Annotated in this window: 28 protein-coding genes, 1 pseudogene and 1 riboswitch; of the genes and pseudogenes, 6 read left to right on the top strand and 23 right to left on the bottom strand. The window is 43.8% G+C overall.

Features of this window, described 5'->3' with window-relative positions:
* The 3 genes from CF394_RS14725 to CF394_RS14715 form a co-directional block, all read right to left on the bottom strand.
* Nucleotides 1–530 (bottom strand): helix-turn-helix domain-containing protein (locus tag CF394_RS14725; protein ID WP_165767581.1); only part of this gene is annotated, 530 nt, incomplete at its 3' end.
* Nucleotides 531–870: 340 nt separating this feature from the next.
* Nucleotides 871–1,239 carry a hypothetical protein gene (locus CF394_RS14720; RefSeq protein ID WP_094944626.1) on the bottom strand — a complete coding sequence of 123 codons (369 nt, stop codon included), beginning with the start codon at nt 1,237–1,239 and terminating at the stop codon, nt 871–873.
* A 24-nt stretch (nt 1,240–1,263) separates the two neighbouring features.
* Entirely contained in the window at nt 1,264–2,205 is a 942-nt protein-coding gene (locus CF394_RS14715; protein WP_094944624.1) for a sensor domain-containing diguanylate cyclase, read from the bottom strand.
* A 167-nt stretch (nt 2,206–2,372) separates the two neighbouring features.
* Between CF394_RS14715 and CF394_RS14710 the strand changes: the two genes are divergently transcribed.
* From CF394_RS14710 to CF394_RS14700, 3 genes are read left to right on the top strand one after another with little or no spacing between them, the layout of a single operon-like run.
* Complete coding sequence (locus CF394_RS14710) at nt 2,373–2,864, top strand: DUF2975 domain-containing protein (RefSeq protein WP_094944622.1); 492 nt, start codon at nt 2,373–2,375, stop codon at nt 2,862–2,864.
* A 9-nt stretch (nt 2,865–2,873) separates the two neighbouring features.
* The gene (locus CF394_RS14705) at nt 2,874–3,104 is read left to right on the top strand and encodes a helix-turn-helix domain-containing protein (RefSeq protein WP_094944621.1); all 231 of its coding nucleotides are present in this window, start codon (nt 2,874–2,876) and stop codon (nt 3,102–3,104) included.
* Nucleotides 3,097–3,555, top strand: coding sequence for a DinB family protein (locus CF394_RS14700; RefSeq protein WP_094944619.1), 459 nt, complete (start codon nt 3,097–3,099; stop codon nt 3,553–3,555). Before CF394_RS14705 ends, CF394_RS14700 begins: the two co-directional genes overlap by 8 nt.
* A gap of 44 nt (nt 3,556–3,599) precedes the next feature.
* Here CF394_RS14700 and CF394_RS15865 read toward each other — a convergent pair whose 3' ends face one another.
* From CF394_RS15865 to CF394_RS14665, 8 genes are all read right to left on the bottom strand, one after another.
* The gene (locus tag CF394_RS15865) at nt 3,600–3,743 is read right to left on the bottom strand and encodes a hypothetical protein (RefSeq protein WP_165767580.1); all 144 of its coding nucleotides are present in this window, start codon (nt 3,741–3,743) and stop codon (nt 3,600–3,602) included.
* Between the two features lie 65 nt (nt 3,744–3,808).
* Nucleotides 3,809–5,050, bottom strand: a complete 1,242-nt coding sequence (locus CF394_RS14695; RefSeq protein WP_094944617.1) for an MFS transporter — start codon at nt 5,048–5,050, stop codon at nt 3,809–3,811.
* A complete protein-coding gene (locus CF394_RS14690; RefSeq protein WP_094944616.1) occupies nt 5,047–6,090 on the bottom strand; it encodes an ArsR/SmtB family transcription factor in 1,044 nt (347 codons plus the stop codon). The genes CF394_RS14695 and CF394_RS14690 overlap by 4 nt, the downstream gene beginning before the upstream one ends.
* 128 nt (nt 6,091–6,218) lie before the next feature.
* Nucleotides 6,219–7,232: a S66 family peptidase gene (locus tag CF394_RS14685; RefSeq protein WP_094944614.1), complete on the bottom strand. Its 1,014-nt coding sequence runs from the start codon at nt 7,230–7,232 to the stop codon at nt 6,219–6,221.
* 10 nt (nt 7,233–7,242) lie between these two features.
* Complete coding sequence (locus CF394_RS14680; protein WP_094944613.1) at nt 7,243–8,337, bottom strand: DUF2812 domain-containing protein; 1,095 nt, start codon at nt 8,335–8,337, stop codon at nt 7,243–7,245.
* Nucleotides 8,334–8,657 (bottom strand): PadR family transcriptional regulator, encoded by a 324-nt coding sequence (locus CF394_RS14675; protein ID WP_094944611.1) that lies wholly within the window; start codon nt 8,655–8,657, stop codon nt 8,334–8,336. The genes CF394_RS14680 and CF394_RS14675 overlap by 4 nt, the downstream gene beginning before the upstream one ends.
* A 102-nt stretch (nt 8,658–8,759) precedes the next feature.
* Nucleotides 8,760–9,176 carry a universal stress protein gene (locus CF394_RS14670; protein WP_094944609.1) on the bottom strand — a complete coding sequence of 139 codons (417 nt, stop codon included), beginning with the start codon at nt 9,174–9,176 and terminating at the stop codon, nt 8,760–8,762.
* An 18-nt stretch (nt 9,177–9,194) separates the two neighbouring features.
* Nucleotides 9,195–10,658, bottom strand: a complete 1,464-nt coding sequence (locus tag CF394_RS14665; protein ID WP_094944608.1) for a SulP family inorganic anion transporter — start codon at nt 10,656–10,658, stop codon at nt 9,195–9,197.
* Nucleotides 10,659–10,770: 112 nt separating this feature from the next.
* On the opposite strand from CF394_RS14665, the gene CF394_RS14660 reads away from it, so the two are divergent.
* Nucleotides 10,771–11,313 carry a recombinase family protein gene (locus tag CF394_RS14660; RefSeq protein WP_165767579.1) on the top strand — a complete coding sequence of 181 codons (543 nt, stop codon included), beginning with the start codon at nt 10,771–10,773 and terminating at the stop codon, nt 11,311–11,313.
* A 41-nt stretch (nt 11,314–11,354) separates the two neighbouring features.
* On the opposite strand, the gene arsC is transcribed toward CF394_RS14660, so the two are convergent.
* The 10 genes and pseudogenes from arsC to CF394_RS14610 all read right to left on the bottom strand — a co-directional run.
* Nucleotides 11,355–11,777: an arsenate reductase (thioredoxin) gene (arsC, locus tag CF394_RS14655; protein WP_094944605.1), complete on the bottom strand. Its 423-nt coding sequence runs from the start codon at nt 11,775–11,777 to the stop codon at nt 11,355–11,357.
* A gap of 15 nt (nt 11,778–11,792) precedes the next feature.
* Nucleotides 11,793–13,091 carry an arsenic transporter gene (locus tag CF394_RS14650; RefSeq protein WP_094944603.1) on the bottom strand — a complete coding sequence of 433 codons (1,299 nt, stop codon included), beginning with the start codon at nt 13,089–13,091 and terminating at the stop codon, nt 11,793–11,795.
* A 14-nt stretch (nt 13,092–13,105) separates the two neighbouring features.
* A complete protein-coding gene (locus tag CF394_RS14645) occupies nt 13,106–13,456 on the bottom strand; it encodes an ArsR/SmtB family transcription factor (RefSeq protein WP_094944601.1) in 351 nt (116 codons plus the stop codon).
* Between the two features lie 195 nt (nt 13,457–13,651).
* Entirely contained in the window at nt 13,652–14,611 is a 960-nt protein-coding gene (locus tag CF394_RS14640; protein WP_094944599.1) for a Gfo/Idh/MocA family protein, read from the bottom strand.
* 18 nt (nt 14,612–14,629) lie between these two features.
* Nucleotides 14,630–14,974: a zinc ribbon domain-containing protein YjdM gene (locus tag CF394_RS14635; RefSeq protein WP_094944597.1), complete on the bottom strand. Its 345-nt coding sequence runs from the start codon at nt 14,972–14,974 to the stop codon at nt 14,630–14,632.
* Between the two features lie 251 nt (nt 14,975–15,225).
* Nucleotides 15,226–16,359, bottom strand: coding sequence for a bifunctional cystathionine gamma-lyase/homocysteine desulfhydrase (locus CF394_RS14630; protein WP_094944595.1), 1,134 nt, complete (start codon nt 16,357–16,359; stop codon nt 15,226–15,228).
* Nucleotides 16,352–17,290, bottom strand: coding sequence for a PLP-dependent cysteine synthase family protein (locus CF394_RS14625; protein WP_094944593.1), 939 nt, complete (start codon nt 17,288–17,290; stop codon nt 16,352–16,354). The genes CF394_RS14630 and CF394_RS14625 overlap by 8 nt, the downstream gene beginning before the upstream one ends.
* Nucleotides 17,287–17,763 carry an S-ribosylhomocysteine lyase gene (locus CF394_RS14620; protein WP_094944592.1) on the bottom strand — a complete coding sequence of 159 codons (477 nt, stop codon included), beginning with the start codon at nt 17,761–17,763 and terminating at the stop codon, nt 17,287–17,289. Before CF394_RS14620 ends, CF394_RS14625 begins: the two co-directional genes overlap by 4 nt.
* The gene (locus CF394_RS14615; RefSeq protein WP_094944590.1) at nt 17,760–18,407 is read right to left on the bottom strand and encodes a class I SAM-dependent DNA methyltransferase; all 648 of its coding nucleotides are present in this window, start codon (nt 18,405–18,407) and stop codon (nt 17,760–17,762) included. The genes CF394_RS14620 and CF394_RS14615 overlap by 4 nt, the downstream gene beginning before the upstream one ends.
* 93 nt (nt 18,408–18,500) lie before the next feature.
* Nucleotides 18,501–18,782: pseudogene (locus CF394_RS14610) on the bottom strand (deoxyribodipyrimidine photo-lyase); the annotation flags it as partial.
* A 632-nt stretch (nt 18,783–19,414) separates the two neighbouring features.
* Between CF394_RS14610 and CF394_RS14605 the strand changes: the two are divergent.
* A complete protein-coding gene (locus tag CF394_RS14605) occupies nt 19,415–20,110 on the top strand; it encodes an ABC transporter ATP-binding protein (RefSeq protein ID WP_094944587.1) in 696 nt (231 codons plus the stop codon).
* Nucleotides 20,100–21,392, top strand: coding sequence for an ABC transporter permease (locus CF394_RS14600; RefSeq protein WP_094944585.1), 1,293 nt, complete (start codon nt 20,100–20,102; stop codon nt 21,390–21,392). Before CF394_RS14605 ends, CF394_RS14600 begins: the two co-directional genes overlap by 11 nt.
* A 44-nt stretch (nt 21,393–21,436) precedes the next feature.
* On the opposite strand, the gene CF394_RS14595 is transcribed toward CF394_RS14600, so the two are convergent.
* Together CF394_RS14595 and CF394_RS14590 are read right to left on the bottom strand one after the other, a co-directional pair.
* Nucleotides 21,437–22,489 carry a bifunctional glycosyltransferase family 2/GtrA family protein gene (locus CF394_RS14595; protein ID WP_094944583.1) on the bottom strand — a complete coding sequence of 351 codons (1,053 nt, stop codon included), beginning with the start codon at nt 22,487–22,489 and terminating at the stop codon, nt 21,437–21,439.
* Nucleotides 22,490–22,539: 50 nt separating this feature from the next.
* Nucleotides 22,540–23,556: a phosphotransferase enzyme family protein gene (locus CF394_RS14590; protein ID WP_094944581.1), complete on the bottom strand. Its 1,017-nt coding sequence runs from the start codon at nt 23,554–23,556 to the stop codon at nt 22,540–22,542.
* Nucleotides 23,557–23,685: 129 nt separating this feature from the next.
* A riboswitch (TPP riboswitch) is annotated at nt 23,686–23,791 on the top strand.
* Nucleotides 23,792–23,817: the final 26 nt, after the last annotated feature.

Raw genomic sequence — 23,817 nt, 5'->3', positions numbered from 1 at the left:
ATCGGAAGGACGCACCCAGATTTCGCATCAATGACCACTGTCGCGTAATGATGACCTTTGCGCGTAGCGAACTCATCGACCAAGACATGCTTTGCCGTTTTAGTCTCCAACTGGCTCGAAGCGTATTGATAGAACCACCTTTCAACGGTCGTGTACGGAACACCATATTCACGTGAGACATCAGAGATTGTCCTGCCATGACAACGTTTTGCTATCTCCACTCTATAATGTCTGGTTGAAGAACGAACAATGCCTAAACCAAAGTCATGAACAAACGTGATACCACATTCTTTACATACCTGGCGTGGGACATCTATCTCGATCCAGATCGTCCCTACGCCCCAGGCGTAGGAATGTCTAAAACGGCGACGTTCCTTTGAGTGGCGGACTGTCTGATTTGAACAGACAACACATGGGACTTGACGGTTCAGCGCAGAAATTCGAAACACGTTTGGTTCGGTGTCGGATGACGGATGAATTTTAAAAAATGATGGAAGTGGAAGGACTAATTTGATAAACTGTTGGGACAAGGCGAAAACTCCTATCGTGGTTTGTCTAGACAACAATTACGATACAGGTGTTTTCGCTTTTTTTCTATTTATTTACATTCTCAAATCAACTTAATGTCAACCACGACTTATGGTGATGAACCAACATATTTGATGGACTTCCTTTTGTTATACTTAAGAGACGCATTACTGATTTGGAGGATGCATCATGAGATTAGTTTCTACAAAAGATACCGGTAGGTTAGCTACGGAAAAAATAGGATTCAAAAATTAAACCAGTGTACAATTTTTCAGTTATACATAGGAATTCAAAAATCCATTCACCTCAATTTGAGATGAATGGGTTTCGTTTAGTTTGAAACTATTTAGTTTTCGACGCTTCCCGAGCAAAGACCTCAAGATGCTCGGTGATCCCTCGTTCGAGATTAGGTATATCGCGTGGATCTTCGACTTGAACTCCTTTTACTTCATTCTTCAAAAGTTCAGCTACCGTCCAACGTGGAAATTTCGATGTCGGATTGGGACCTTTTTCAAAGAAGAAGAAGAACTTGTCCCGCCACAATAGCTTCATCAAAGTAGGCGTTGGTTTATAGGATAGATAGGCCTCGTCTTTATCGGCCATGGTTATCATTTGATTGTATAGGTCGTGGTCGCCTTGATAATAGACTTGGATTTTGTAAAGGCCTTGTTGGTCTTCAAATACGGTCTTAAATTGATAAGGGGGCTTCATACAACTAGCTCCTTTTTATAGCATTTAACAAGAATAGTATCGGTTTTTACCTGCTTGTTTGGCCCGATATAAAGCTTGGTCGGCTTGACGCAAAAGCTCTGGTAGCTGTACGTCATTCGTTGCATCGTACAAAACAACTCCCATGCTCGCCGATAGGTGATCGTCTTGCTCCCATTTGCTCAATGACTGCAATAGCTCTTTAGCCAGTTGATCGCGCTCAGAATCCGACAATTTACCGGTACGATGGATTATGAACTCGTCTCCCCCAAGTCGCACAGCAAACGCTTCCTCTTGATTCTTCACAAAATGGCGCAGTCGATTTCCGACTTCTTTCAAAACTTCGTCACCCCGGTCATGACCGAACGTGTCATTTACTCGTTTAAACCCATCCAGGTCTAAGAAAAACAACGCACCTGGTGTCGTTCGCTCAGCCTCAAAGAATCCTGCCAAGTAGTGACGATTGTAGAGATCTGTTAGAGGATCGCGGTAAGCACGGCGTTCTAATTCCAGATAGTACGAAAACAATCTCACGATACGCTGCAGCAATTGAATCGTGTGGTCGTCGTATTCACTACTTTTGCTGTCTACCACACAAAGCGTTCCAAACCGCTCGCCGTTCATCTGAGAAATCGGCAGGCCCAGGTAGGATTTTATGTTTACATCTAGCAAGAGGTTCCGCAGATGCAGGGATTCTGTATCCTGTTCGACATTTGGATACAAAAGTGGTTGCTGGTTTTTAAAATCGATACGATGACAAACGGAGTTTTCTAATGGTGCAGACATTCCTTCTGAAATAGCAATGTCTTCTCGTTCATCTGACACTTTTAAAACTACTTGTTCGGAGTCATTAAGGGATGATAGATAAATTAATTTATCCGGTAAAATTTCTTTGGCAAGATCCAATACGTCTTCAGCCAGTTCATCGAAGTTTCTATATAAACGAAAATCTTGTTCAGTCGAATGCATAAGGTCCCCCCTCCCATACAACACTATATACTCTTAGTATACAGCATTCGAAATCAAGCAGAGCATATATCGATGATTTTACTGAAAAGTAATATTTATTTATTGATAAACGATAAACCATAACATATACTAGTTGTAATTACGATCTGTATGAAGGAGATGTCTCTATGAAAAAAGGAACGACCTTGTTCTTAAAGGCTGCACTAGTCATCATTGCATTACCAGTCGCCGTCATTTGTATTTACTTGATGCCACAGCTTATTATGGAAGCATTTGACCATATGAATGGAGAAAATGTCTTGCCGTTCATCATCCTGGGATTGGTCACTGTTGCTCTTCTCTCAGCAATTCCGTATTATATTGCTTTGTTCCAAGCCTATAAACTGCTTCGGTTGATTGAAACTAGTGACGCCTTCTCAAGTGCTTCTGTACAAGCTCTGCGAAAGATTAAGAAGTCAGCGTTTTGGATCAGCTTGTTTTACACAATAGGATTACCGTTTATATTTATGGTCGCACAGTGGGACGATGCACCAGGTCTTGTGTTAATCGGGATGGTCATCGTTGGTGCTTCGATTGTAGTAGGTGTGTTTGCGGCAGTTCTCGAGGCTTTGCTTCAAGAGGCCATCACGTACAAAACTGAAAATGAATTGACGATTTGAGGTGAGAAGATGGCGATTATTATAAATATTGATGTGATGTTAGCAAAACGCAAAATGAGTGTAACCGAACTGTCGGAGAAGGTGGGTATCACGATGGCTAACCTCTCCGTATTAAAGAACGGGAAAGCCAAAGCTGTCCGCTTCTCGACGCTTGAAGGAATCTGCCGGGCACTCGATTGTCAGCCTGGAGACATTTTAGAATACGCTCCAGATTCAAAGGAGACAACCTCTGATGATTAGGCCTTTATTCACTTACAACTGGCAGGTTCGAGACGAGTGGCTGACCTGGTGCGACGAGTTGACTCACGAGGAATTGGTGAAGAAGCGCCACGGTGGCATGCAGTCGTTCTTGCATACCCTCTATCACGTCGTCTACTGCGAGCATATCTGGGTCAGTCAGTTGCTCGGCCGCGAGATCCATGTGCAGCCGATGGAAGAAGTGACGTCGCTCGATGAAGTCCGTTCGTTTGCCGATTCGACTCGTCTCCTTACTGAGGAATGGTTCGCACGCCAAGAAGAGTTCCAGCAAGCGATTCTCGACCTGCGAGGACGTACGTTCAGTCACGCGAAAGTCATGATTCATATTGCAACTCATGAAGTGCACCATATTGGGCAGCTGTCTGTATGGGCACGAGAGATTGGGCGGGTTCCGGTGAATTGTGACCTGCTTCCGCGGGACGTTGGAATTTAAAAAAGAGTAACGATTTCCCTTTCCAGGAATCGTTACTCTTATCTTTAATTCAAATGGGTATTGAACATGGCGAATGCCAATAAAGCAAATAGCAAGGCAATCGCAAAGCCCCCTACCACTTTACCTACTGATCTTGATGACGTCGGTGTTTGCTGATTCTCGGTTTGATTAACTGGTTCTTTTTCCATGCGTCACCCTCCTGTCGTACGGATTTGATATAAGTATACACTGATACTTGGTGACAGGTAAAATCTTAGCCTTGTTTCATTTCTGATTTCCTTATAGAAAGTTTGGAACCATTTAAAAATCTAAAATAAGGATGGATTAAACCGATCACTGAAGTCACACAGATAATAGTTCCTATGAATAAATATAGAGGTCGAATCCCCCATACCTCACTTAATAGTCCACCACTAACGATTCCCAATAGCATAAAGCTCCGAATCAGCAATAACCGAACGGATGCTACTCTCCCTAATTGGTTATTGGCTACAATTTCTTGGAATAGTGTAAGGTTATGAATACTAAAAATCGCCATAACCATTCCACCAATTGCTTCTGTGAAAATTGCTAGTGGAATCGAATTTATAAAGTACAAGGCTATGAAAGTTGTTCCTCCTATACATAGCGCACCAAGCATTAGCCTTTGTCGATTCTCTTTTGGAATATTTGTGGCGATGAGAGCACCTACTATGTACCCCATTGGGAAGCCTGCCATAAAGTAGCCGTAGTGAGCGTAACTCCCTTTTAACTCTGAAGTGATATACGGCAATGTTGTAACCAGAGTAACTCCAACACCGAATTGAACAAATCCTAGAAAGATTCCTAACCAGAGTAAGACTGGATTCCGAAAGAAAGTAGTATAGCCTTCTTTAAGTTCTACTAGCCAAGAAACTCGCGAATCTACGGTCTCTCTCTTTACCGAAACGGAACATATAGCAAGTCCACTAGTAAACAACAATATGCTCGTAAAAATGAGAGTCTCTCTTATACCAGCAGCTTCGATAATGATACCCGCTAGAATCGGTGCCAGAAACGACATCAGACGCATGGTACTCTCTATATATGCATTTGCATGAGGTAAGTCGTCTCTACTTACCAATGTTGGTAAAATAGCTTGATTCGCAGGAACATATAAGGGTGTACTCAGCCCAATGACAAGCTGAACTCCATAAATATGCCAAACTTCTAGTTCATTTGTAAACAAAAGACCTAATAGGATAAGAAATAGGAGTGCTCTCGTCCACTGACTAAAGATCATTATCTCCTTTTTACTCCACCGATCAATGAAGGGACCAATTACTAATTGTAGTAAGAGTGATGGAACATAATAAAGTACCCACATACTTCCTAATGCTATTCCTGAACCCGTTAACTGATAGACTAAAATCGAATTGCAAAACGTTCCAAAAGCCCCTCCTAATTCTGAAGCACCATTGCCTATCCAAACTGCTAGAAATGAGCGGTTTTTAGTTAATCCCGTTTTGTTTTTCATCGCCCTAAATACGCTTCCACTTCTCTAGCCATCCCTCTTATCAATTCCTCTTGTAAACTGTATTTAGATTCTCTAACAACGACTAATTTTGCACTACGGAGAATCTTCAAGTGATGATGAATGGTTGACTTCCCTATGTCCAGTCTGTCCTTTAATTCTTGCAAGGTTCTGTCTTCCTCATAAAGAAGCTTCACTATCTTCAGGCGCACTTCATCTCCAAGAGCCTTGTATTTTAAGACAGTAATTTGATCTGGTAAGTACCTATCTTCTGGATGCACACTCTGACTTGATACAGGATAGTAAAACACTTTAGCGCCTTCGATATCCCCAACAATGTTCCATGGTCGGTAACAAAACTGTGGAATAAGAAGTACTGTATGAATACTGGGTTCAGGAAGATAGGAGATTCCTCCAGTTGCCCACTGAACAAACTCTTCTGATTCCATCTTTTTTAGGTACTCATTTTTAGTAGTATAATCAAGCTCTAAAATTTGAGACACCTGACCCCGTTGAGTATCAAGTACTTCTTTAAACCAAAGTTTCATGACTACCTTCAGATGGTTTTTTAATACTGCTCTATCGACTCGACTAATAAAGCTGATATATTCAGGAAAGAACGGATTATCATCTGTATAGTCCATCAAAAAATTTACCGCTTCTAAGTTGCCTTTAGCCGCTTTCCATCGAATATCCTGCATGTCTTCCCCAAGAAATGGTATACATATAAACCGAAGATTCACTTCACCTGTTTGCTCAACAAACTCCTCGAATTCTTCCAACTTCTCAAACCTATCTTGATGAAGGATTTGTAGTATTGCTTTCCAAGTATTATGATTCTCTACATAGTGAAGTTCCTTTATGAGTTCCTCAGTAGCTATCTCACGTATGTTGCTCCAGTAACTTTCTTTAAGCTCCAATGTATTGATCAATCGTGAATTTGTGATTGCTGCGATACCTAAAGCAGCCTCCCAAAGAAGTGATTGCTCTAACTGGATTTTATATGTTTGTCTTTTTCGTCCTGTCGTTTGAAGTATTTCCATTGCCATCCCCCTCACGTTACCAACTAAGTTAACATAGGTTCTAAACGAATAGAATGGCTCGTTCTATAAACTTCGAATGAGAGCATAAAAAAACTTGAAGGAATGAACTCCTCCAAGCTTCCTTTATACTAGATAAATTTCTGCACTATTCTGCCCTTCCCATCAGACACTTCTACTTCTGCGTTAGCTCCGTTGATTAGTGTCAATTGAGGCGGTACATGCCCACAATCGATATCATAAATGACTGGCAAACCAAGATCCTCTGCAAGATCGGCATAGACATCTTTTATTGTATAGTTATCAACTGGTCCATTAGCATCGCTGCGTCCAAAGAGAACGCCGGAGCAATTAGCAAACCAGCCTGCGAGCTTCATTTGGACTAATGCACGACGCAGATCCGTCGTCTCCATATCACAGTTCTCGAAGTACCAGAGGATCGGTTCATCTTGCAGATACTCTTTTTGGAAAGTCGCTACATCCCCAAATGGTGTTCCCACAACATTTCGGATAATATCGATACAACCACCAAGTAAACGGTCACTCACCTGTTCAGGAGCATTTGAGACCGTCTTCCAGTCAGTCTGCTCCGTTAGATGAAATATGATTGGCGTTGGATTTTCGTGACTCCATTCTCTTTGATACTTAGCTGAAGAATGCTGCTCTACTGAATCTCCTGCTTGCGTCATCAACACGTGTTTCCACATTGCCGTCGTATCGTCTGAAGCCTCTCCTCGTAAATCCACCAAGTTCGCTCCGTGAGCAGTTGCAATTCCTGTCTTCAGCGTCATCGCAAACAACAGTAAGCTTGTGTCTGAATAGCCAAGCACCCATTTCTCTGAGAGCAGGTCGAAATCCAGGTGTTCCAGAATCTCAATCAATAGCTCGCCACCCCAAGGTGGAAGCACCATATCGATTACCGGATTTTGCATCATGGAAGTGAATTCAATAGCTCGCTGCATTGCTGGCGCAGACGTCGCCTTATCCTGTGTCCAAACTGTATCTCCAATCACTAACACATGCCCTTCTCGCTCAAATCGTTCCTTTGCTGAAGCGATGAGGTGATGCAACTCCTTTTCAACGCCAGACGACGGTGCTGTCACACCAATAGTGGCGTGTTGTTTCAAGTGTGGATAGCGAACCACAAAACTCCCCCTAGTCTTCTGCTAGCCTTTGTTTCTGGATAAAGTAGTTTTTAATTATGTTACCAGAAAAAACAATCCAACTAATACCCATCACTAATAATAGCGAACGAAGGACACCACTAAATGACCACTCGAAGAAAGCATCAGCAGAAATGATATTACTGTAAAAGCTAAATGCAAGAAGGACCACCAAATAAACAGCGATGGAGATGTGAACTCGGAAAGCACGATTTAAGTTCTTTAAACGCTCTTCTTTTACATATGAGATTTTAGGCTTTTCTTCTTGTAATTCATAAGGCATCGACCAAATCGCGTAATGAAGAAAATTCAGTTTTGAACTGAAATGAAGTGTCCATCCCATCTCTTTGTACATGGAGAAGAAAGACGTCTTTACTTTGTATTCAAATGTACACTGGAAAGAACGCAGCTGCGGCGGCTGTTCAATAAAGCGGAAATAAAACGGTGTCACTTTATCTAAGATCAACCCTTGTGCTGCTTTTTGCTCGAGCCATTCTTCTAGTACCGGTAAGTTATACATCCAACCAAGACGCACTCGATAGTGTTTCTTTTGCGTAGTGCTTATCTCTGAGTCAACTTCTACTCCCATTTCTCTTTTCTGAAAAGCCAAATGTTTTCTAAGCAATTGAAGACTAGCAAGAAACAAAACGAGTTCAATCGCTACCGTTAGAAGCGGTATTAAGCTATCAATATCCAAAACTAAAAATCCTATTAAGAAAAAAGGTACTGTTGTGAATAATTGAAACAGGATAAGTTGAATCCAAACGTATAAGTGTCTTTGGGTCCGACTCAATAACTCATCTCTAACCGGATAGATTGTAGGATTTTCCGAAGAGAGAATAGTCCATTCCCTCTCCTTTACATCAGCCGTCCATCCATTGTCTTCAAGACGAGCGAGTCCTAAGTTCGTCTTTTTATTTCGAGTTAAGCGAAATGTTCGTGAAGTAGCTTCTTGTTGTTCAAATGTAAACACTCGTGTCCATTTATTCAGAGCCACAAGTCGATTCCCCTCAGAAGCTTGTCCTTCTAACCATGATTCGGTCTGTTCAATACGGTAACTCCAAAACGGCCGAAACACTTTTTTCATAAAAATTCCCCCTTGTACCGTTCTTTATTTCGGTGCAGCTCATCCAGGCGGTCAAACTCCAGCTGCAGAATCTGTTTTCCAATGTCAGTGATCTCATAGATTGTTTTTCGCTTTTCGTCCGAATAGACAGTGATCATGTCATCATCCTGCATCTTACTGAGCGTTCCGTAGATGGTCCCTGACCCAAGCTTCAAGCGACCTGCTGTCATCTCTTCCACTTGCTTAATGATGCCGTAGCCATGCCTAGGTTCTGTGAGAGCGAGCAAAATGTAATAAGCGGATTCGGTCATGGGAAGGTAGCGTTTAATACGTTTATCCATTGCTAGACCTTCTTTCTTTATGTCGTAGCTCGACTATATCACGACGCGACATATTAGACAACCTATTTTTGGAAAATAAAAAAAGAGCCCCGAAGGACTCTTTTATTTCACTACTAATACGGGTGCTTTGACTCTTTTCACTACTTTGTGACTGACACTCCCTAAAACCATCTCTTGCAATGAGTTTAAACCTCTACTCCCAATGATAACAAGATCGACAGGATGCGCATTCACATACTCAACAATTGTCGGCCCCGGTTCCCCGTGAAGAATCTTCACGTCATATGAGATGTTTTCGGCAACCAGCAAGTCTTCGACTGGACGAACTTTCTGGCGGCGTTCGTAATCAAGTGCTTCATTGCTTTCCGCATGGAGTACTTCGTATTTCGCTTTTTTGAAATCGGTCACATAGACGATTTCGACTTTTGCATCCCCAAACTTGGCAAGTGCAACAGCATGTTTTGCTGCGCGGAGTGCATTGTCTGACCCATCCGCTGCTAGTACGATATGTTGATACATCGGTATATCCCCCTTTGTCTAATGAACAGATAGTTTGGCGTCTGCTTGATTATAGATCGCAAGTTTGTCCACAATCTTGCGACTGGATGAATTGAGTCCCGTGATCATCACTTCATTGTGGTTTTGGCGAAGCTTCATCACAACCTTATCAATAGCACCAACGGCCGAATCATCCCACACATGAGATTCTGTAAAATCAATATGAATAGTACTTTCGCGTTCTGTCAGATCAATTCCTGCAACAAAGTCTTCTACCGAAGCAAAGAATAATTGACCTTGCACCGTGTAGCGAGTCATCTCTCCATCGAACGCTTTCTCTACTTTCAGCTTGGAAATCTTCGCTACGAAGAAAATTGCACTTAGTAACACACCAGCAAGAACACCTTTCGACAAGTCGTGCGTAATGACGACGATAGCCACTGTGGCTACCATGACAAATGCATCAGCTCGCGGTGCTTTTCGTATATACGTAAACGAGCCCCAATCAAACGTACCAATTGATACCATGATCATAATTCCAACAAGAACCGGCATTGGAATCTGGACGACCAGATCACCCAGAACGATGATCAAGAACATGAGTAAAGCGCCTGCTACAAAGGTTGAAAGACGACCGCGCCCCCCACTTTTCACATTGATGACCGACTGACCGATCATCGCACAACCCGCCATACCGCCGAAGAAACCTGTCACAAAGTTGGCAATCCCTTGCCCACGAGATTCTTTATTTTTATCGCTATCCGTGTCCGTCATGTCATCCACAATCTGTGACGTCAATAAAGACTCGAGTAACCCAACAATAGATAAGGCAAGTGCATACGGGAAAATGATTTGTAGCGTTTCAAATGTAAACGGTACATCCGGAATAAAGAAGCTTGGAAGTGTCTGCGTAATTGTTCCGAGATCTCCTACTGTCCGAAGTTCAATTCCTGAAAAGAGGACGACTGCCGTCAGTGCCACGATGGCAATCAGCGGTGCTGGAATCGCTGTAAAGAAGCGAGGCAAAATGTACACAATAGCGAGTGTGACTGCCACAAAAACATATGTCATTGTACTGATGCCTAAAAAATGAGGCACTTGCGCCATGAAGATCAAGATAGCCAGTGCATTCACAAATCCAATCATAACGGCACGTGGAATGAAACGCATGAGCTTGGCTACTTTGAATACACCAAATACAATCTGAATGAGCCCTGTTAGAATGGTCGCGGCAAGTAAATAGTCCAGCCCGTAATCACGGACGAGGGGAACCATCAATAGAGCCATCGCGCCTGTGGCAGCTGAAATCATTCCAGGTCTTCCCCCGACAAATGCGATAATCACTGCTATACTAAAAGATGCGTAGAGGCCCACCATGGGGTCGACTCCTGCAATAATAGAAAATGCGATAGCTTCTGGAATCAGCGCTAGAGCGACTACAATTCCCGCTAATATATCTGCACGAATGTTTCCAAACCATTCGTTTTTAAGTTTAGTTATCAACTTCTACACCTCTTACATTTTAATCTGACTGCATCAGTTTACCATGTAAAGTTCCAAAAGGGAACCCTTTTGAAACCACCGTCAAAGTAAGAGTAGTGAAAGGATGAATGAAATGAAGTACGGTTATATTCGCAACACAGCACAAGATGAATTTGGAGAAAATCAGCGTCACACCCTCTCAGCTTACGATATCGACCAGTACGTTCATGAAGAGCACTACCGCTCGAATGATCAATTGGCTGAGATGATTGATGGGTTAAAGGAGGGCGATGTAGTCTACACTACTTCACTTACTTGCTTTGCCCAATCATTGAATCAGCTGCAAGCACTCCTTGAGACGTTCACTAAGAAGAAGGCTATTCTTTATTTTGCAAAAGAACAGATTCAAATCGATCAGACCGTTGCTCACTCTTTCCCTGAACTCGTTCATCTACTGGCTACTTTCCAAGCAGAAGCAACAAGCTTGATGACGAAAGCGGCAATGGAAGAAGCGAAGGAACGTGGTGTCACGACTGGACGGCCTCGAAAAAAAGACGACAATGTCAACCGTGCCATCGAGTTGTACTTGAGTGGCGACTACACATTAAAGCAGATCAAGGAAATGACCAACATCAGTAAGTCCACGCTTTATCGGTATCTGAATGAAGACTATTAAAAAAAAGAGAGGCCGCGGCCTCTCTTTTTGTCTTTTTTTGTTTAGTTCCCTGTTTTCGCAAACTCTTCGATACGACGACCAATAGCGTCACGCACATCTTGGAACACAGCCCATACTTCTTCGTCTGTCCCTGTAGCTTTCGCAGGGTCTGGGAAGCCCCAGTGTTCGCGACGAACCGATGGTGGTGTCACTGGACATTTATCAGCCGCATCTCCACAAAGAGTTACAGCGATTGTTGCACGATTTAACAACTCTGAATCAATGATGTCAGAAGTGTTTTCCGAAATGTCGATTCCTACTTCGTTCATAGCTTTGATTGCCTTTGGATTCACACCGTGTGCTTCGATTCCTGCACTGTATACTTCCCACTCGTTCGAATCAAGAAGCTTTTTTGCCCAACCATCTGCCATCTGGCTACGGCATGAGTTGCCTGTACATAAAAAGTAGATGATTTTCTTTTCCATTTCAAAACACTCCTTCTAGTGGATGATCAATAACCAAATATAGAGACCGACTAGCGTGATAAATAACGTCGGAATCGTTAAGATAATACCTGTTTTAAAATACGTACCCCATGAAATCTTGACGCCTTTCAGATTCAACACATGGAGCCATAATAGCGTAGCAAGTGACCCAATTGGCGTAATCTTTGGTCCCAGGTCGGAACCGATGACGTTCGCATAGATCAGTGCTTCGCGGACGATACCTGTTGTGTTGGTGTCAGCAATAGCAAGTGCATCAATCATGACGGTTGGCATGTTGTTCATTACAGACGATAAGACGGCCGCAATAAAGCCCATTCCAATCGTCGCCGCGAACAGGCCTTGGTCCGCTGTCCATTGGATGACGTCCGTTAATACAGCTGTTAGACCGGCATTTCGAAGTCCATATACGACTACATACATCCCAATGGAGAAGAAGACGATAGCCCACGGTGCGCCTTTGATGACCGCTTTTGTATGGACCGCTGGACTGCGACGAGCTAGAGCCAAGAATACGATGGCGACAACTCCTGCAATAAAGGAGACCGGAATGTGTAACGGTTCGCTCGCAAAGTAACCGACTAATAGCACAGCCAGAACCACCCAAGAAATCCGGAACATCCGGTTGTCTTTGATTGCTTCTACAGGTTGCTTCAAATCTGAAACATTGTAGTTCTTCGGTAAACTCTTACGGAAGAACAGATACAACACTAAAATACTCGCACCGAGCGAGAAGAAGTTCGGGACAATCATGCGGCTCGCATATTCAATAAAGCCGATACCAAAGAAATCTGCAGAGACGATGTTTACCAAGTTACTGATTACGAGTGGCAACGACGTTGTATCTGCGATAAATCCACTAGCAATAATGAATGGGAAGATCATCTTCTCTTCAAATTTCAAGTTCCGCACCATTGCAAGGACGATTGGCGTTAAAATCAGTGCCGCTCCGTCATTTGCGAAAAGTGCTGCGACGATAGCACCGAGTAAAATCACGTAGATGAACATGCGCAGTCCATTCCCACCTGCGATGCGCGCCATATGTAAGGCTGCCCATTCGAAGAACCCGATTTCATCGAGTACAAGGGAAATTAAGATGAGCGCAACAAAAGTCAGTGTGGCATTCCAGACAATGGACGTCACGTCTTGGACGTCACCAAAGTCGACGACACCAACGAGTAAAGCAAGGACGGCACCTGCCGTGGCAGACCATCCGATTGACAAGCCCTTAGGCTGCCAGATTACAAAAATCAGCGTCACAATAAAGATGACGGCTGCAGCAATGACTGAAAACAAAGTAACGCTCCTCTCTAGTTACAGCTGACTCGCAGACCTTTTTTCGTCAGGTCGTCAATGCGGTCATCTTGGCTGACGACTGCATCTAACACCGTTTGAAGCATTTCTGCGTGTGGGTAGTTTGGGTTTAACGAATAGAAGATCCAGTGACCGTTTCGCTTCTCTTGTACCAATCCACCGTCTTTCATTTTTTTCAAATGCTGACTGATAGCCGGTTGGCTGATATCGAACATCTCGACGAACTCACAGACACAGCACTCATTGGATTGCATGACTTTCAGCATCGTCAAGCGTGTTGGATCACTAATCAATTTTAATAACTGGGACATATGGTCAACGGATAATTGGTGATGAATAGTTTGCATACAAAGTCCTCCATACGGAAATATTATATAATCGTTCAATTATATTAGTCAACACTTATTTATTATATGTTGATTCCATATTATAGTGCGCTTATTTCCTCATTCTTTCAAGTCCTGAATTTCAGAAATCTATATATAGGTAGAAATAGTGAAAAAAATAGAGTGCAGCGAAGTTCCACTGCACTCAAATCCTACCTAAATTTTCCGTAATTTTTCAAGTACTACTTGAACGTCATAGCCAACTTGGAAGTCGTACAGTTCGGCTTCCTTACCTTCCACTGCCGACACAAATGCATCGATCAGCTCTTCTGTTCGGACCTGCTGGTCGAGTGGGATTACGGTCATCTCTTCTCCCACCTTTCCTGCTGACAGGTTGGAGTAGTTCGAGAGCTTCACCGTGCCTTCTGTACCAAAAGCCGTCAGCTCAATGTCTTGGCTATGCGTGCCGGCCGTGTTAGTGATGCCATTAAAGTAGACGTTTGCTCCTTTTTCGAGAGTCATCGTAGCGAAAATTCCTGTTTCCGACTTCGTAGGATCGTCTGGTAACTCTAAATCAGACACCACTTGTGTAATCGGTCCAAATGTCCGGAGTATCTGCTGAACAAGATGTCCCGCCACTTCAAACACAAAACCTCCTTGCTCACGCGTGCTGATCCAGCTATTCTGTTGGCGAGGACGTGGCCATTTCGGAAACTCCATGCGAAGCTCGACGCGACGCAGCTTGCCCACGTATCCTTCGTGCATGAGTTTTTCAAATGCACGAGTGCCTTCTTCGTAGTTCAGTGGGAAGTTCATCGCATTCACGACACCCTTCTCTTTCGAAAGCGTCAGAAGCTCGGCTGCTTCGTCTACAGAGTTTGCTAATGGCTTCTCACATAAGATATGAATACCTTTTGTAAGAACTGCTTTTGCCACTTCATGGTGCCATTTTGGCGGTACTGCCACGTATACGATATCGAGCGTCTCGTTATCTAAGAGGTCTTGATAGTGAGTATATGCCGTAGTTTGGAACTGAATTGCTAGTTCGTTAACGCGCTCTTCGTTCACATCACAGATTCCTGTAATCTGAAGTTTTGGATGGTTCTCAAAGCTATTCATCATACGCTCGGCCATCATACCAGTACCGATGACACCGATTTTTAAAGGTGTGGTCATTTGGTTTGTCCCCTTACTCTACAGTTTTTTGACGAATTCCGACTTTAATTTCATGGCACCAAAGCCATCGATCTTGCAGTCAATGTTATGATCACCTTCCACCAAGCGAATCGATTTCACTTTCGTTCCCTGTTTTAAGACAGATGAGCTGCCTTTTACTTTCAAGTCTTTGATGACGGTAACAGCATCACCATCAACTAACAGATTGCCGTTTGCATCTTTTGCGACGATTCCTTGCTCAGTAGAGTCTGTCGTCTCAGTTGGTGACCATTCATGGGCACACTCTGGGCATACTAGCATATCCCCGTCTTCGTATGTATAGGGAGATTGGCATTTTGGACACGCGGGAAGAGTTGTTGTCATGGTGTGAGCTCCTTTTGTTTCGTTTCCCTAAGTGTAGCATTATGAGGTGGTCTTCGGAAGATGGGTCAGTTGGCTTGTCCACGGAAATGAAGAGAGTGAGTTTGGGTTTTGTGCCCTTAGCCCACTGGTTTGTGCCCTTAGCTCACACTTTTGTTTCCCTTGCTCTCCTATTTGTGCCCTTAGCCTGCCCGTTTGTTTCTTTTCGCCCTCAAACAGAAAAAAAGCCGCAATCGCGGCTCCTCCAACTAGATTTAAGCTAAAGCTTGCTCCAAATCTTCTAGTAAATCTTCTACATCTTCAATCCCGACACTGATTCGCACTAAGCCGTCCACAATGCCAAGCTCCGCACGGCGTTCTGCTGGAATGGAAGCATGCGTCATGCGAGCTGGGACAGAGATCAAGCTCTCGACCGCACCTAAGCTCTCCGCCAATGTAAAGTAGCGAAGCTTCGCTAAGACCTCGTCTGCTTTTTCTGCGGAACCGACATCAAACGAAATCATCCCACCAAATCCGCGAGACTGCTTCTCCATGACGTCACGTCCTGGGTGCGCAGCAAGACCTGGGTAGTAGACCTTACCCACTTTATCGTGTCCGTCCAGATACTCTGCGATTTTCTGCGCACTTGTAATATGTTCTTCCATACGAAGGCCTAGTGTCTTGATTCCACGAATCAACAACCAAGAGTCTTGTGGTCCTAAAACGGCTCCTACCGAGTTCTGAACGAAGTGCATGTCAGTCGCTAACTTTTCTGAATTCACCACAACAAGGCCCGCTACGACGTCACTGTGTCCACCTAGATACTTCGTTGCACTATGAAGTACGATGTCCGCGCCTAACTCTAAAGGCTTCTGCAAATAAGGTGTCATGAACGTGTTGTCGACAATCGTCAATAATCCTTTCGACTTCACCAGTTCCGTCATTGCGGTTACATCTGAGACTTTCAATAACGGGTTTGTCGGTGTCTCAATGAATAGTGCCTTCGTGTTCGGCTGAATAGCCGCTTCTACTGCTTCTAAAGAAGATGTATCTACAAAGGTTACATCTAAACCAAATCGGTTTAATACTTTCGTCAAGACACGGTACGTCCCGCCGTAGACGTCATCTGTTGCGACGATGTGGTCTCCTGAAGAGAACAACATCATCACAGAAGTGATGGCCGCCATCCCAGAGCCAAAGGCAAATCCTGCGTGCCCGCTCTCTAAATCTTTGATCAGTTCTTCAAGCGCGTGACGCGTCGGGTTTCCTGTCCGTGAATATTCGTAGCCGTTGAATTTGCCGACGGCCTCTTGTTTATAGGTGCTCACTTGATAGATCGGTGTTGAGACGGCTCCTGTTGTGGCGTCTCCTACGATTCCTGCATGGATCAACTTCGTTTTTTCACGCATGTGAATCCTCCTCTTTCCATAGTTCGTATACATCTTTACTTAAATAGCGTTCACTCGAGTCGGCAAATACGGTGGCAATGACACTTCCTGCTGGTAACGTTTCTGCTTCTCTCAGGGCTGCCGCAAATGCCGCCCCTGCAGAGGAACCGACGAGCAGTCCTTCACGTTTCGCTAACTCGCGCATCCAGTAAAAAGCTTCTTTATCCGTGATGGTATGAATGCCTTCCATCAATTCTTTCTTCATGAAAGGCGGCAGAAATTCCATGCCGATGCCTTCCGTGTCATGAGGACCACTTTCCCCACCGTTTAGAATAGAACCTTCAGGCTCAACGATGACGGTACGAATGCTCGGGTCTTGCTGCTTCAGATATGTGGCGACGCCCATGAACGTACCCCCTGAGCCAGCTCCTGCAACAAACGCAGTAAGATTCCCTTCAAGTGCTTGGTAGATTTCCGGACCTAGCGTGTCGATATAGGCACCAGGGTTAGCCGGATTCTCGAATTGACCTGGGACAAAACTGTGGGGAATCTCTTTAGCAAGTGAATGGGCCTTCACAATAGCGCCTTTCATCCCTTCAGAGGTCGGGGTGTTCACGAGTTCAGCGCCTAAAGCTTTCATCAGCTTCTGCTTCTCGATACTGAACTTCTCCGGTACGACACAGATGACTCGGTAGCCTCGTCCGATAGCTGCTAGCGCGAGCCCGATACCAGTGTTGCCAGCCGTTGGTTCGATGACCGTTCCACCTGGCTTCAGTTCACCTCGCTCTTCCGCATCACGCAATAAGGCAATGCCAAGACGGTCCTTGACACTGCCTCCAGGATTTAGATATTCCAGTTTTGCCACGATGCGACATTGGTTGGGAACCGGGATCTGTGAGATTTCAAAGAGCGGTGTGTTCCCAATCAACTGGTGCACGTGTGTGTAAATCATGCTTCTTCGCCTTCCTTGAATACGATATGCCACTCGTCTTTCTTCGCTAACATGTCGCGTGCGATTTCTTGCGCGCCTTCAAGTGAATGATTCGCTGCCCAGCCGCACTGCACGACGTTACATGCTGGCACTTCCGTCGCTTTCAAGACGTCTTCTAATGTGTTTTCAAGGATAGTCAAAATTTCGTCGTAGTTGTCATGGTTGATCACAGATAAATAAAAACCAGTTTGGCAACCCATTGGACTAAGGTCTACCACTTTATCTGTATGGTTACGGATGTTCTCAGCCATCAAGTGCTCAAGAGAGTGCAGCCCTTTCATCTCCATGAACTCTTCATTTGGTTGCTTGAAACGGATATCGTATTTTAATACCGTATCTCCTGCTTGTCCTGACTTCGTCCCTGCTAAACGGACATAAGGGGCGTCTACTTTCGTGTGGTCTAAGTTGAAGCTTTCTACGTTCATTTTTTTCATGTGGTTTCTCCTCCTCGTGTGGCATCCATGAGCCAGACATAATCGTTCATTTGTGTAAACGTAACTGTGAATCCTGCTGCCGTGAACAACTTTTCTAAGATGGGAATCGTCGTGTAATACTCACGTTCGAGGTCTTCGGCTACTGCAGTGAAACCTCGTGCTTTCTCATTTGCGATTTGGTCCTGTTTGGCTTGCTCCGTGATAAACGCCGTGTCTGCAAAGACGACTTTCCCTCCAGGTCTTAACAGCTTCGCGTAAGTCTTCAGTGCCTGCCCTTTCTCTTCATCGGTTAGGTGATGGAAGACATAGCTGCTGATAAAGCCGTCTAGTCGTTCTGGTGTTGTAAAGTCCACCAAGTCTCCTTCTTGGACAGCAAGTTCAGGGAAACGCTCTGCGAACAGTTCACGCATCTTATCATGAGGTTCTACTGGAATCACTTCGACGTTCTTCTCAATAACCCTTTTCGTCAAGTTGCCCGTTCCGGGTCCAAATTCAATTACAGTTCCAAAAACGCGCGTTGCGACTGCCTCTAAAATTTCTTCATATTGTTCAAACACATCCGCGTACTGAGGATCTTGGCCACTGACACTTGCATCGTATTGCTCCGCCCACTCATCAAAGATGTATAAAAATTCTTTGCCCACGATTCTTGCCTCTCATCCTAAATATAATTAATCCTATTCGAATACTAAGGATATTTATAACATATGATTTTAAAATTGAAAAGTGAAACGTTGTCATAACGTAAAAGGAAATGGTAAATCCTCTGGATGAATTAAATGGTCTCCAATAAACGATTCGATTTCCACACCAGAAAGACGATTCTGAATGTCTTGCTCGATTTTTCGTTCTTCTGTGCCTTCTAGGTCGTGATAATAAAGCTTTGACACATTGTATTCTTTAGCATAGTCCGCTAGTCTCTCTCCCACTTCTCCATGTAACTCATCTAATGGAATACCTGCCTCTTCTAATTGCTCTCTTAAATCATCTAAACTCTCCCGAATAAACTGCGCGCGAAACTCACGCTGCTTCGGAAACCCGAACTCTGTCTGCTGTTGAAAGCGCGGTTCATGACTTTTCTACTCGATCAAGAAACAACCTGAGACGGTGGCTCGTGCTGAGGAATTGTTAGAGCTCTTTGGCAGCAGTCGGTCTTCTGCACCGGATAAACGGCGTACTGAAGGCGAACAACTGACGTTTGAATTTGATGAGGAATGAAAGAAACTCCCCAAGATCTTTGTTTTGGGGAGTTTGCTTATGGTTTCTTGAGGGGGATTGGGTCTCTATTTGGATTGATTAGGTCTCTATTTGATTTGATTCGACCTCTATTTCAGGTCATTCGACTTCCGAAACAAAAATACCATTTTGAAACTAACGGTTCTAACAATCCAACCTATAAATTCCTTTCCGGTCTCTTTCTAAAGCACCGTTAGTGTTCATGACGCGAATCATCGGTTGATTGGCTACATCAGTGCTTCCCACATAATGCTTTGCCCCCAGCTTCTTTTAATCCGCTAACGTGTATTCTCCTGGCTTTGTGATGATTTCAAACATGCTGTTCCCCCATCTTAAGAATTTCTTCAGAATCTTCGTAGCTATTTCCTAATATTCTCCACTTATACTCAAACTATATCAGAAAGGACGTGCTTTTATGATTTTAATTTCAGAGCTCAACCATACTTTCAAAATCGGTAAGAAAGGACAAGAGAAAGACATTCCTGTCCTACGAAACGTGAATCTAGACGTTGCTAAAGGAGAGATAGTCGCTATCCTTGGCAAAAGTGGTTCCGGTAAATCGACGTTACTTAACTTATTAGCCGGCTTCATGACTCCTGAGTCTGGTTCTATCAAAGTGAACGATGAAGAACTTGTCGGGAAGACGGAAACCGAAAAGGCGAACTTTCGTTTACAGAATTACGGCTTCATCTTTCAAAGTTTTCAATTGATGCCTGGTCTCACGGCATTTGAAAATATTGAACTTCCTCTCAAGCTCCAGGGTGTAGGGAAGCAACAACGCATGATTCGCGTGAAAGAACTGCTCCAGCAAGTAGGTTTGACAGACGTCAGTGATCATTATCCTAATGAACTCTCAGGAGGACAACAGCAAAGAGTCAGTATTGCACGAGCACTCATTGGTCGTCCCTCTATTCTACTCGCGGATGAGCCAACAGGCAGCTTAGACTCCGAGACGGAACAAGAGATTCTGCAATTGATTCAACTACTGAACCAACATTACGGCATCACATTTGTCATCATCACTCACGACGAAGAAGTGGCACGGTCTGCGCATCGCCAGTACCGCATGCACGACGGCGCTATCCAGGAGGACATGCATTATGTTAGCTAAAGACCAACGCGAATTTATCTCGCAGCATATGAAACGCAACAAACTACGTGTGTTTATGACTATACTTGCCGCCGCTATGGGTTGTGCTTTCTTGATCATCTTAGCTTCTGTCGGATTTGGGTTACATAAGACGATACAAGATGAAGTCCTCTCGAACCGTATTGTCACAGAAATTGAACTGGCTGGAAAAGAAGGAGCAGACGAACGCGTCACTGCAGAAGAAGTCGATGCTATCCGTAAGATGGAACATGTGAAGACGGTAGTGGAACGCGTAATGGTTCCAGGTTCCGCCACTGTGAAACTAGGCGAGAAAGAAGGATATGGAGAGTTAGTCTATACAGACTTAGAAGCTGAGCAACTTGCCAATTTAGCTTTAGACAGTGGGAAGATGCCTGCTTCTTCAGAAGAAGTTATCGTAGGCTATCAATTTGCCAACAGCTTTTTGACAGAAGAGCAGTACAAAGAAATCGAGGCAGCTGACGACAATTTAGCAAAAGAAACGGAGCTTGCACAAGCTATTCGAGATAAGTTGATTGGACAGACCATTACCGTGGATGTTGTGGATTATGAGACCAATGAAGTGCGCGCTACTCAGACGTTCACTATCTCGGGTATTGCGAAACAGCCTGGTCGTGACTGGTATTATGATCAAAAAATCTATGCGGATACATCTAAAAGCTCAGAAGTTTTAACTGCTTTTGATATAGACCAACCCGACCGTTCCATTACAGTACATGCTACAGATTTTCAGTACGTAGAAGATTTAACGAATACGTTGAAGGATCAAGGTTTCTATGTCTACTCCGTCACGGAAGAGCTAGGCGAAATGAAGATGTTGTTTACAGCTATACAGATTGGTCTAGTAATCGTAGGAACGGTAGCTGTCTTGATTGCCTCTATTGGAATCTTCAATACAATGACTATGGCGGTCACAGAGCGTACTCGAGAGATTGGAATTATGAAAGCTATTGGGGCTCCCCCTTCTCTCATTCAGCGTCTGTTCTTGATGGAAAGTACACTTATCGGTTTGATTGGAACAATCATCGCTGTTGTTGTCTCCTATGCGTTAAGCTTTGTCGTCAATATTGCAGTACCTATGATTGTGTTCGGCTCGATGAATGAAGAAGCACCGACAGATATGACAATCACGGTCTCGTATATTCCGTGGCAGTTGGTTCTAATTGCTGCAGTGATCAGCATCGGAGTCGCTGTGTTGTCCGGCTGGCGTCCAGCACGTAAAGCAACAAGTATCGATGTCATCCAAGCTTTAAAAGAATCGTAAACAAAAAACTACTCGCCTTTTCACTTAGGGCGAGTAGTTTTCATTTATTCTGTATCTTCTTTTCGAAACACCCAGGCACGCTGCACGACAAATCCTACTATGAAAAGAATCGTATCAACAAGGACTTTCAAAACAATTTCCCCTCGTCCGAGCCATTCCGTATACAACAGATGGACCGATCCAGCTGAAGCTGCCATGATAAAGGCCGCTAATAGATAATAGCGTACAAAGGACTTGCTAGATCCTTGACCGAATACCTTATGACGATTCACAAAGTAGTTAAATAAGCTAGACAGGATTCTAGCGGCAATCGTCGCAAAGATGATAAACATCTGAGGAGAGTCCTCTTTCCACAAGTAAATAAATAAGCTATAAAGTCCAATATCGAGTCCAAAAGATGCAGCACCTGATAGACCGTACAATAAAAAGATTTTATAAATATGGAACGAGTCTCTTAATGGATGAAAGTGTGAAGACTTATTTTCATCTAAATATACAGTTTCAATTTCCACTTCTTCAATTTCAATGTGGTTTCGTTTTAAACAACCAAGCATATTCATCTCGTACTCAAAGCGCTCTCCAGGGATAGAAAGGAATAGTGGTAGATGTTGTACCGGTAATCCCCTAAGACCTGTTTGTGTATCCGTCAACACTGTACCCGTTGACAATCGGAACAGAAGTCGTGTAAACCGATTGCCAAATCGGCTTCGAAACGGCACGTCTTTTTTTGTAAAATCTCGAGCTCCAAGTATAACAGCATCGGGACATTCCTCCATCTGCTTTGCAATCTCCTGCATATCAGATAGAAGATGCTGTCCATCAGCGTCGATGGTAATGACTCCATCGACCGGTAATTTTTCATTAAGTATGTAGTGAAATGCGGTCTTCAATGCGCGCCCTTTTCCTTGATTCTTAGCATGGTGTAACACTGTTACTTCTGGAAAAGGTTTTAACGCTTCGAAAAAGGATGCAAATTCTTGTTCTCCCCCATCATCTACGACAATGATCCTGGAAAACTGAGAAGCAATTAGCTCATCGATGACCGCACGGCATTTGTCATCGGGCTTGTATGAGGGAATAATTATTGCAAGTTCCATGGGCCACCTTCTTTCATCTTCGCTGCATTGCTTCTTTACCCGTATTTCAATCATTTCAATACAATTTGTGTCATGTTTGATAAATCGATTTCAGCAATTGACTCGTTTATTCGTAAACGCTCTCCTAATTGCTCGACAAGTGGCACTAAGTTGGGCTCTTTTTCAAAGTCCACTTTTTTGTGGAATACTGCATAGAGAGTTAAATCTCGAAGAGTCAGATAAAGTGGCAGTCTGTCGATCCATTCTTTTTCAAGTGGCCGAACCCGCGTGTAGCCTAGTAAGAACGGTTCAAAGAATGCCATCGCTTTTTCCGACCGAACACTCAGGGGCTCATTTCGATACCTCGCCCATACCGTGTAGTAGAGGGGAATACTCACATCGTGAACAAAGTGAAAGAACATGGTATCGTCGAAGTCGAATACATGAAGATCATTCCCGTCAATGAAGAAGTTCCCTTGATGAATGTCGGAGTGGATAATACCGTAGACGTCTGAAATGGTCGGCAAGTTGCGAATCTCTGAGACGACTTTTTCATTGAGCTCGATAATGGCTTTATCTTTTACGGGATCAATCCATTTCGCAATATCAATCAAATCGTCCTCATACCAGTGAGGGCGAGTTCCACGTTGTACTTTATACTCACTTGCAGCATGATGAAACTTTGCTGTTAGTTCTCCCCAAGCTTCAATATGTTTATCTGTAAACGAATCTTTTAATTCGTGTGCAGAAACGCCAGGTGCTTTATCGAATAAACAAATCAAAAAGCTTCCTTCTTCAAGCTCTATCTCCTCAACCAGTTGTCCGTTTTCACTCAAGTGGTTCTTCGAAACGTTCAGTCCCTTTGCATGCAAATCATTGACCCATTCGAGCTCCGCTAGAACTTGATCTTTTGAACGATGAGACGTGTGCGTCATACGCAACATATATGGTTTTTCGTCTTTTTTCACTTCATAGACGTAGTTCTCGAAGTCTCCTCTTTTAATAGCTTCTGTTGCGTCAGCTCCAAAGAATTGTGCCGCTTTTTGTAATCGTTCAGTTGTAAACATATTGTCAATCCATTGTTCCATTTGTAACGCCTCACTTTCTCTCTATTCCTACTTCTTTTTCGGTTTCCAAAACTCCTGCTTTTCTTTTAGAGGGGTTGCGTAACAATTTTCAGTCTGCTATGATGAGGGCGAAAAAGAACTACATACCGGAATCTGCACTAGGGGTGCCCAAATTGGCTGAGATGAGAGCTTGAGCTCCGATCCCTTATGACTCGATCAGGATAATACCTGCGTGAGGAAGTGTAGTGACTCTTTCTTGAATTCTTATGGGAAGCAGTGGCT

Source organism: Tetzosporium hominis (genome assembly GCF_002265435.1).
GTDB lineage: Bacteria > Bacillota > Bacilli > Bacillales_A > Planococcaceae > Chryseomicrobium > Chryseomicrobium hominis.
Note: the sequence above shows the minus strand (reverse complement) of the source record. Positions and strands in the feature narration are given on the sequence as shown.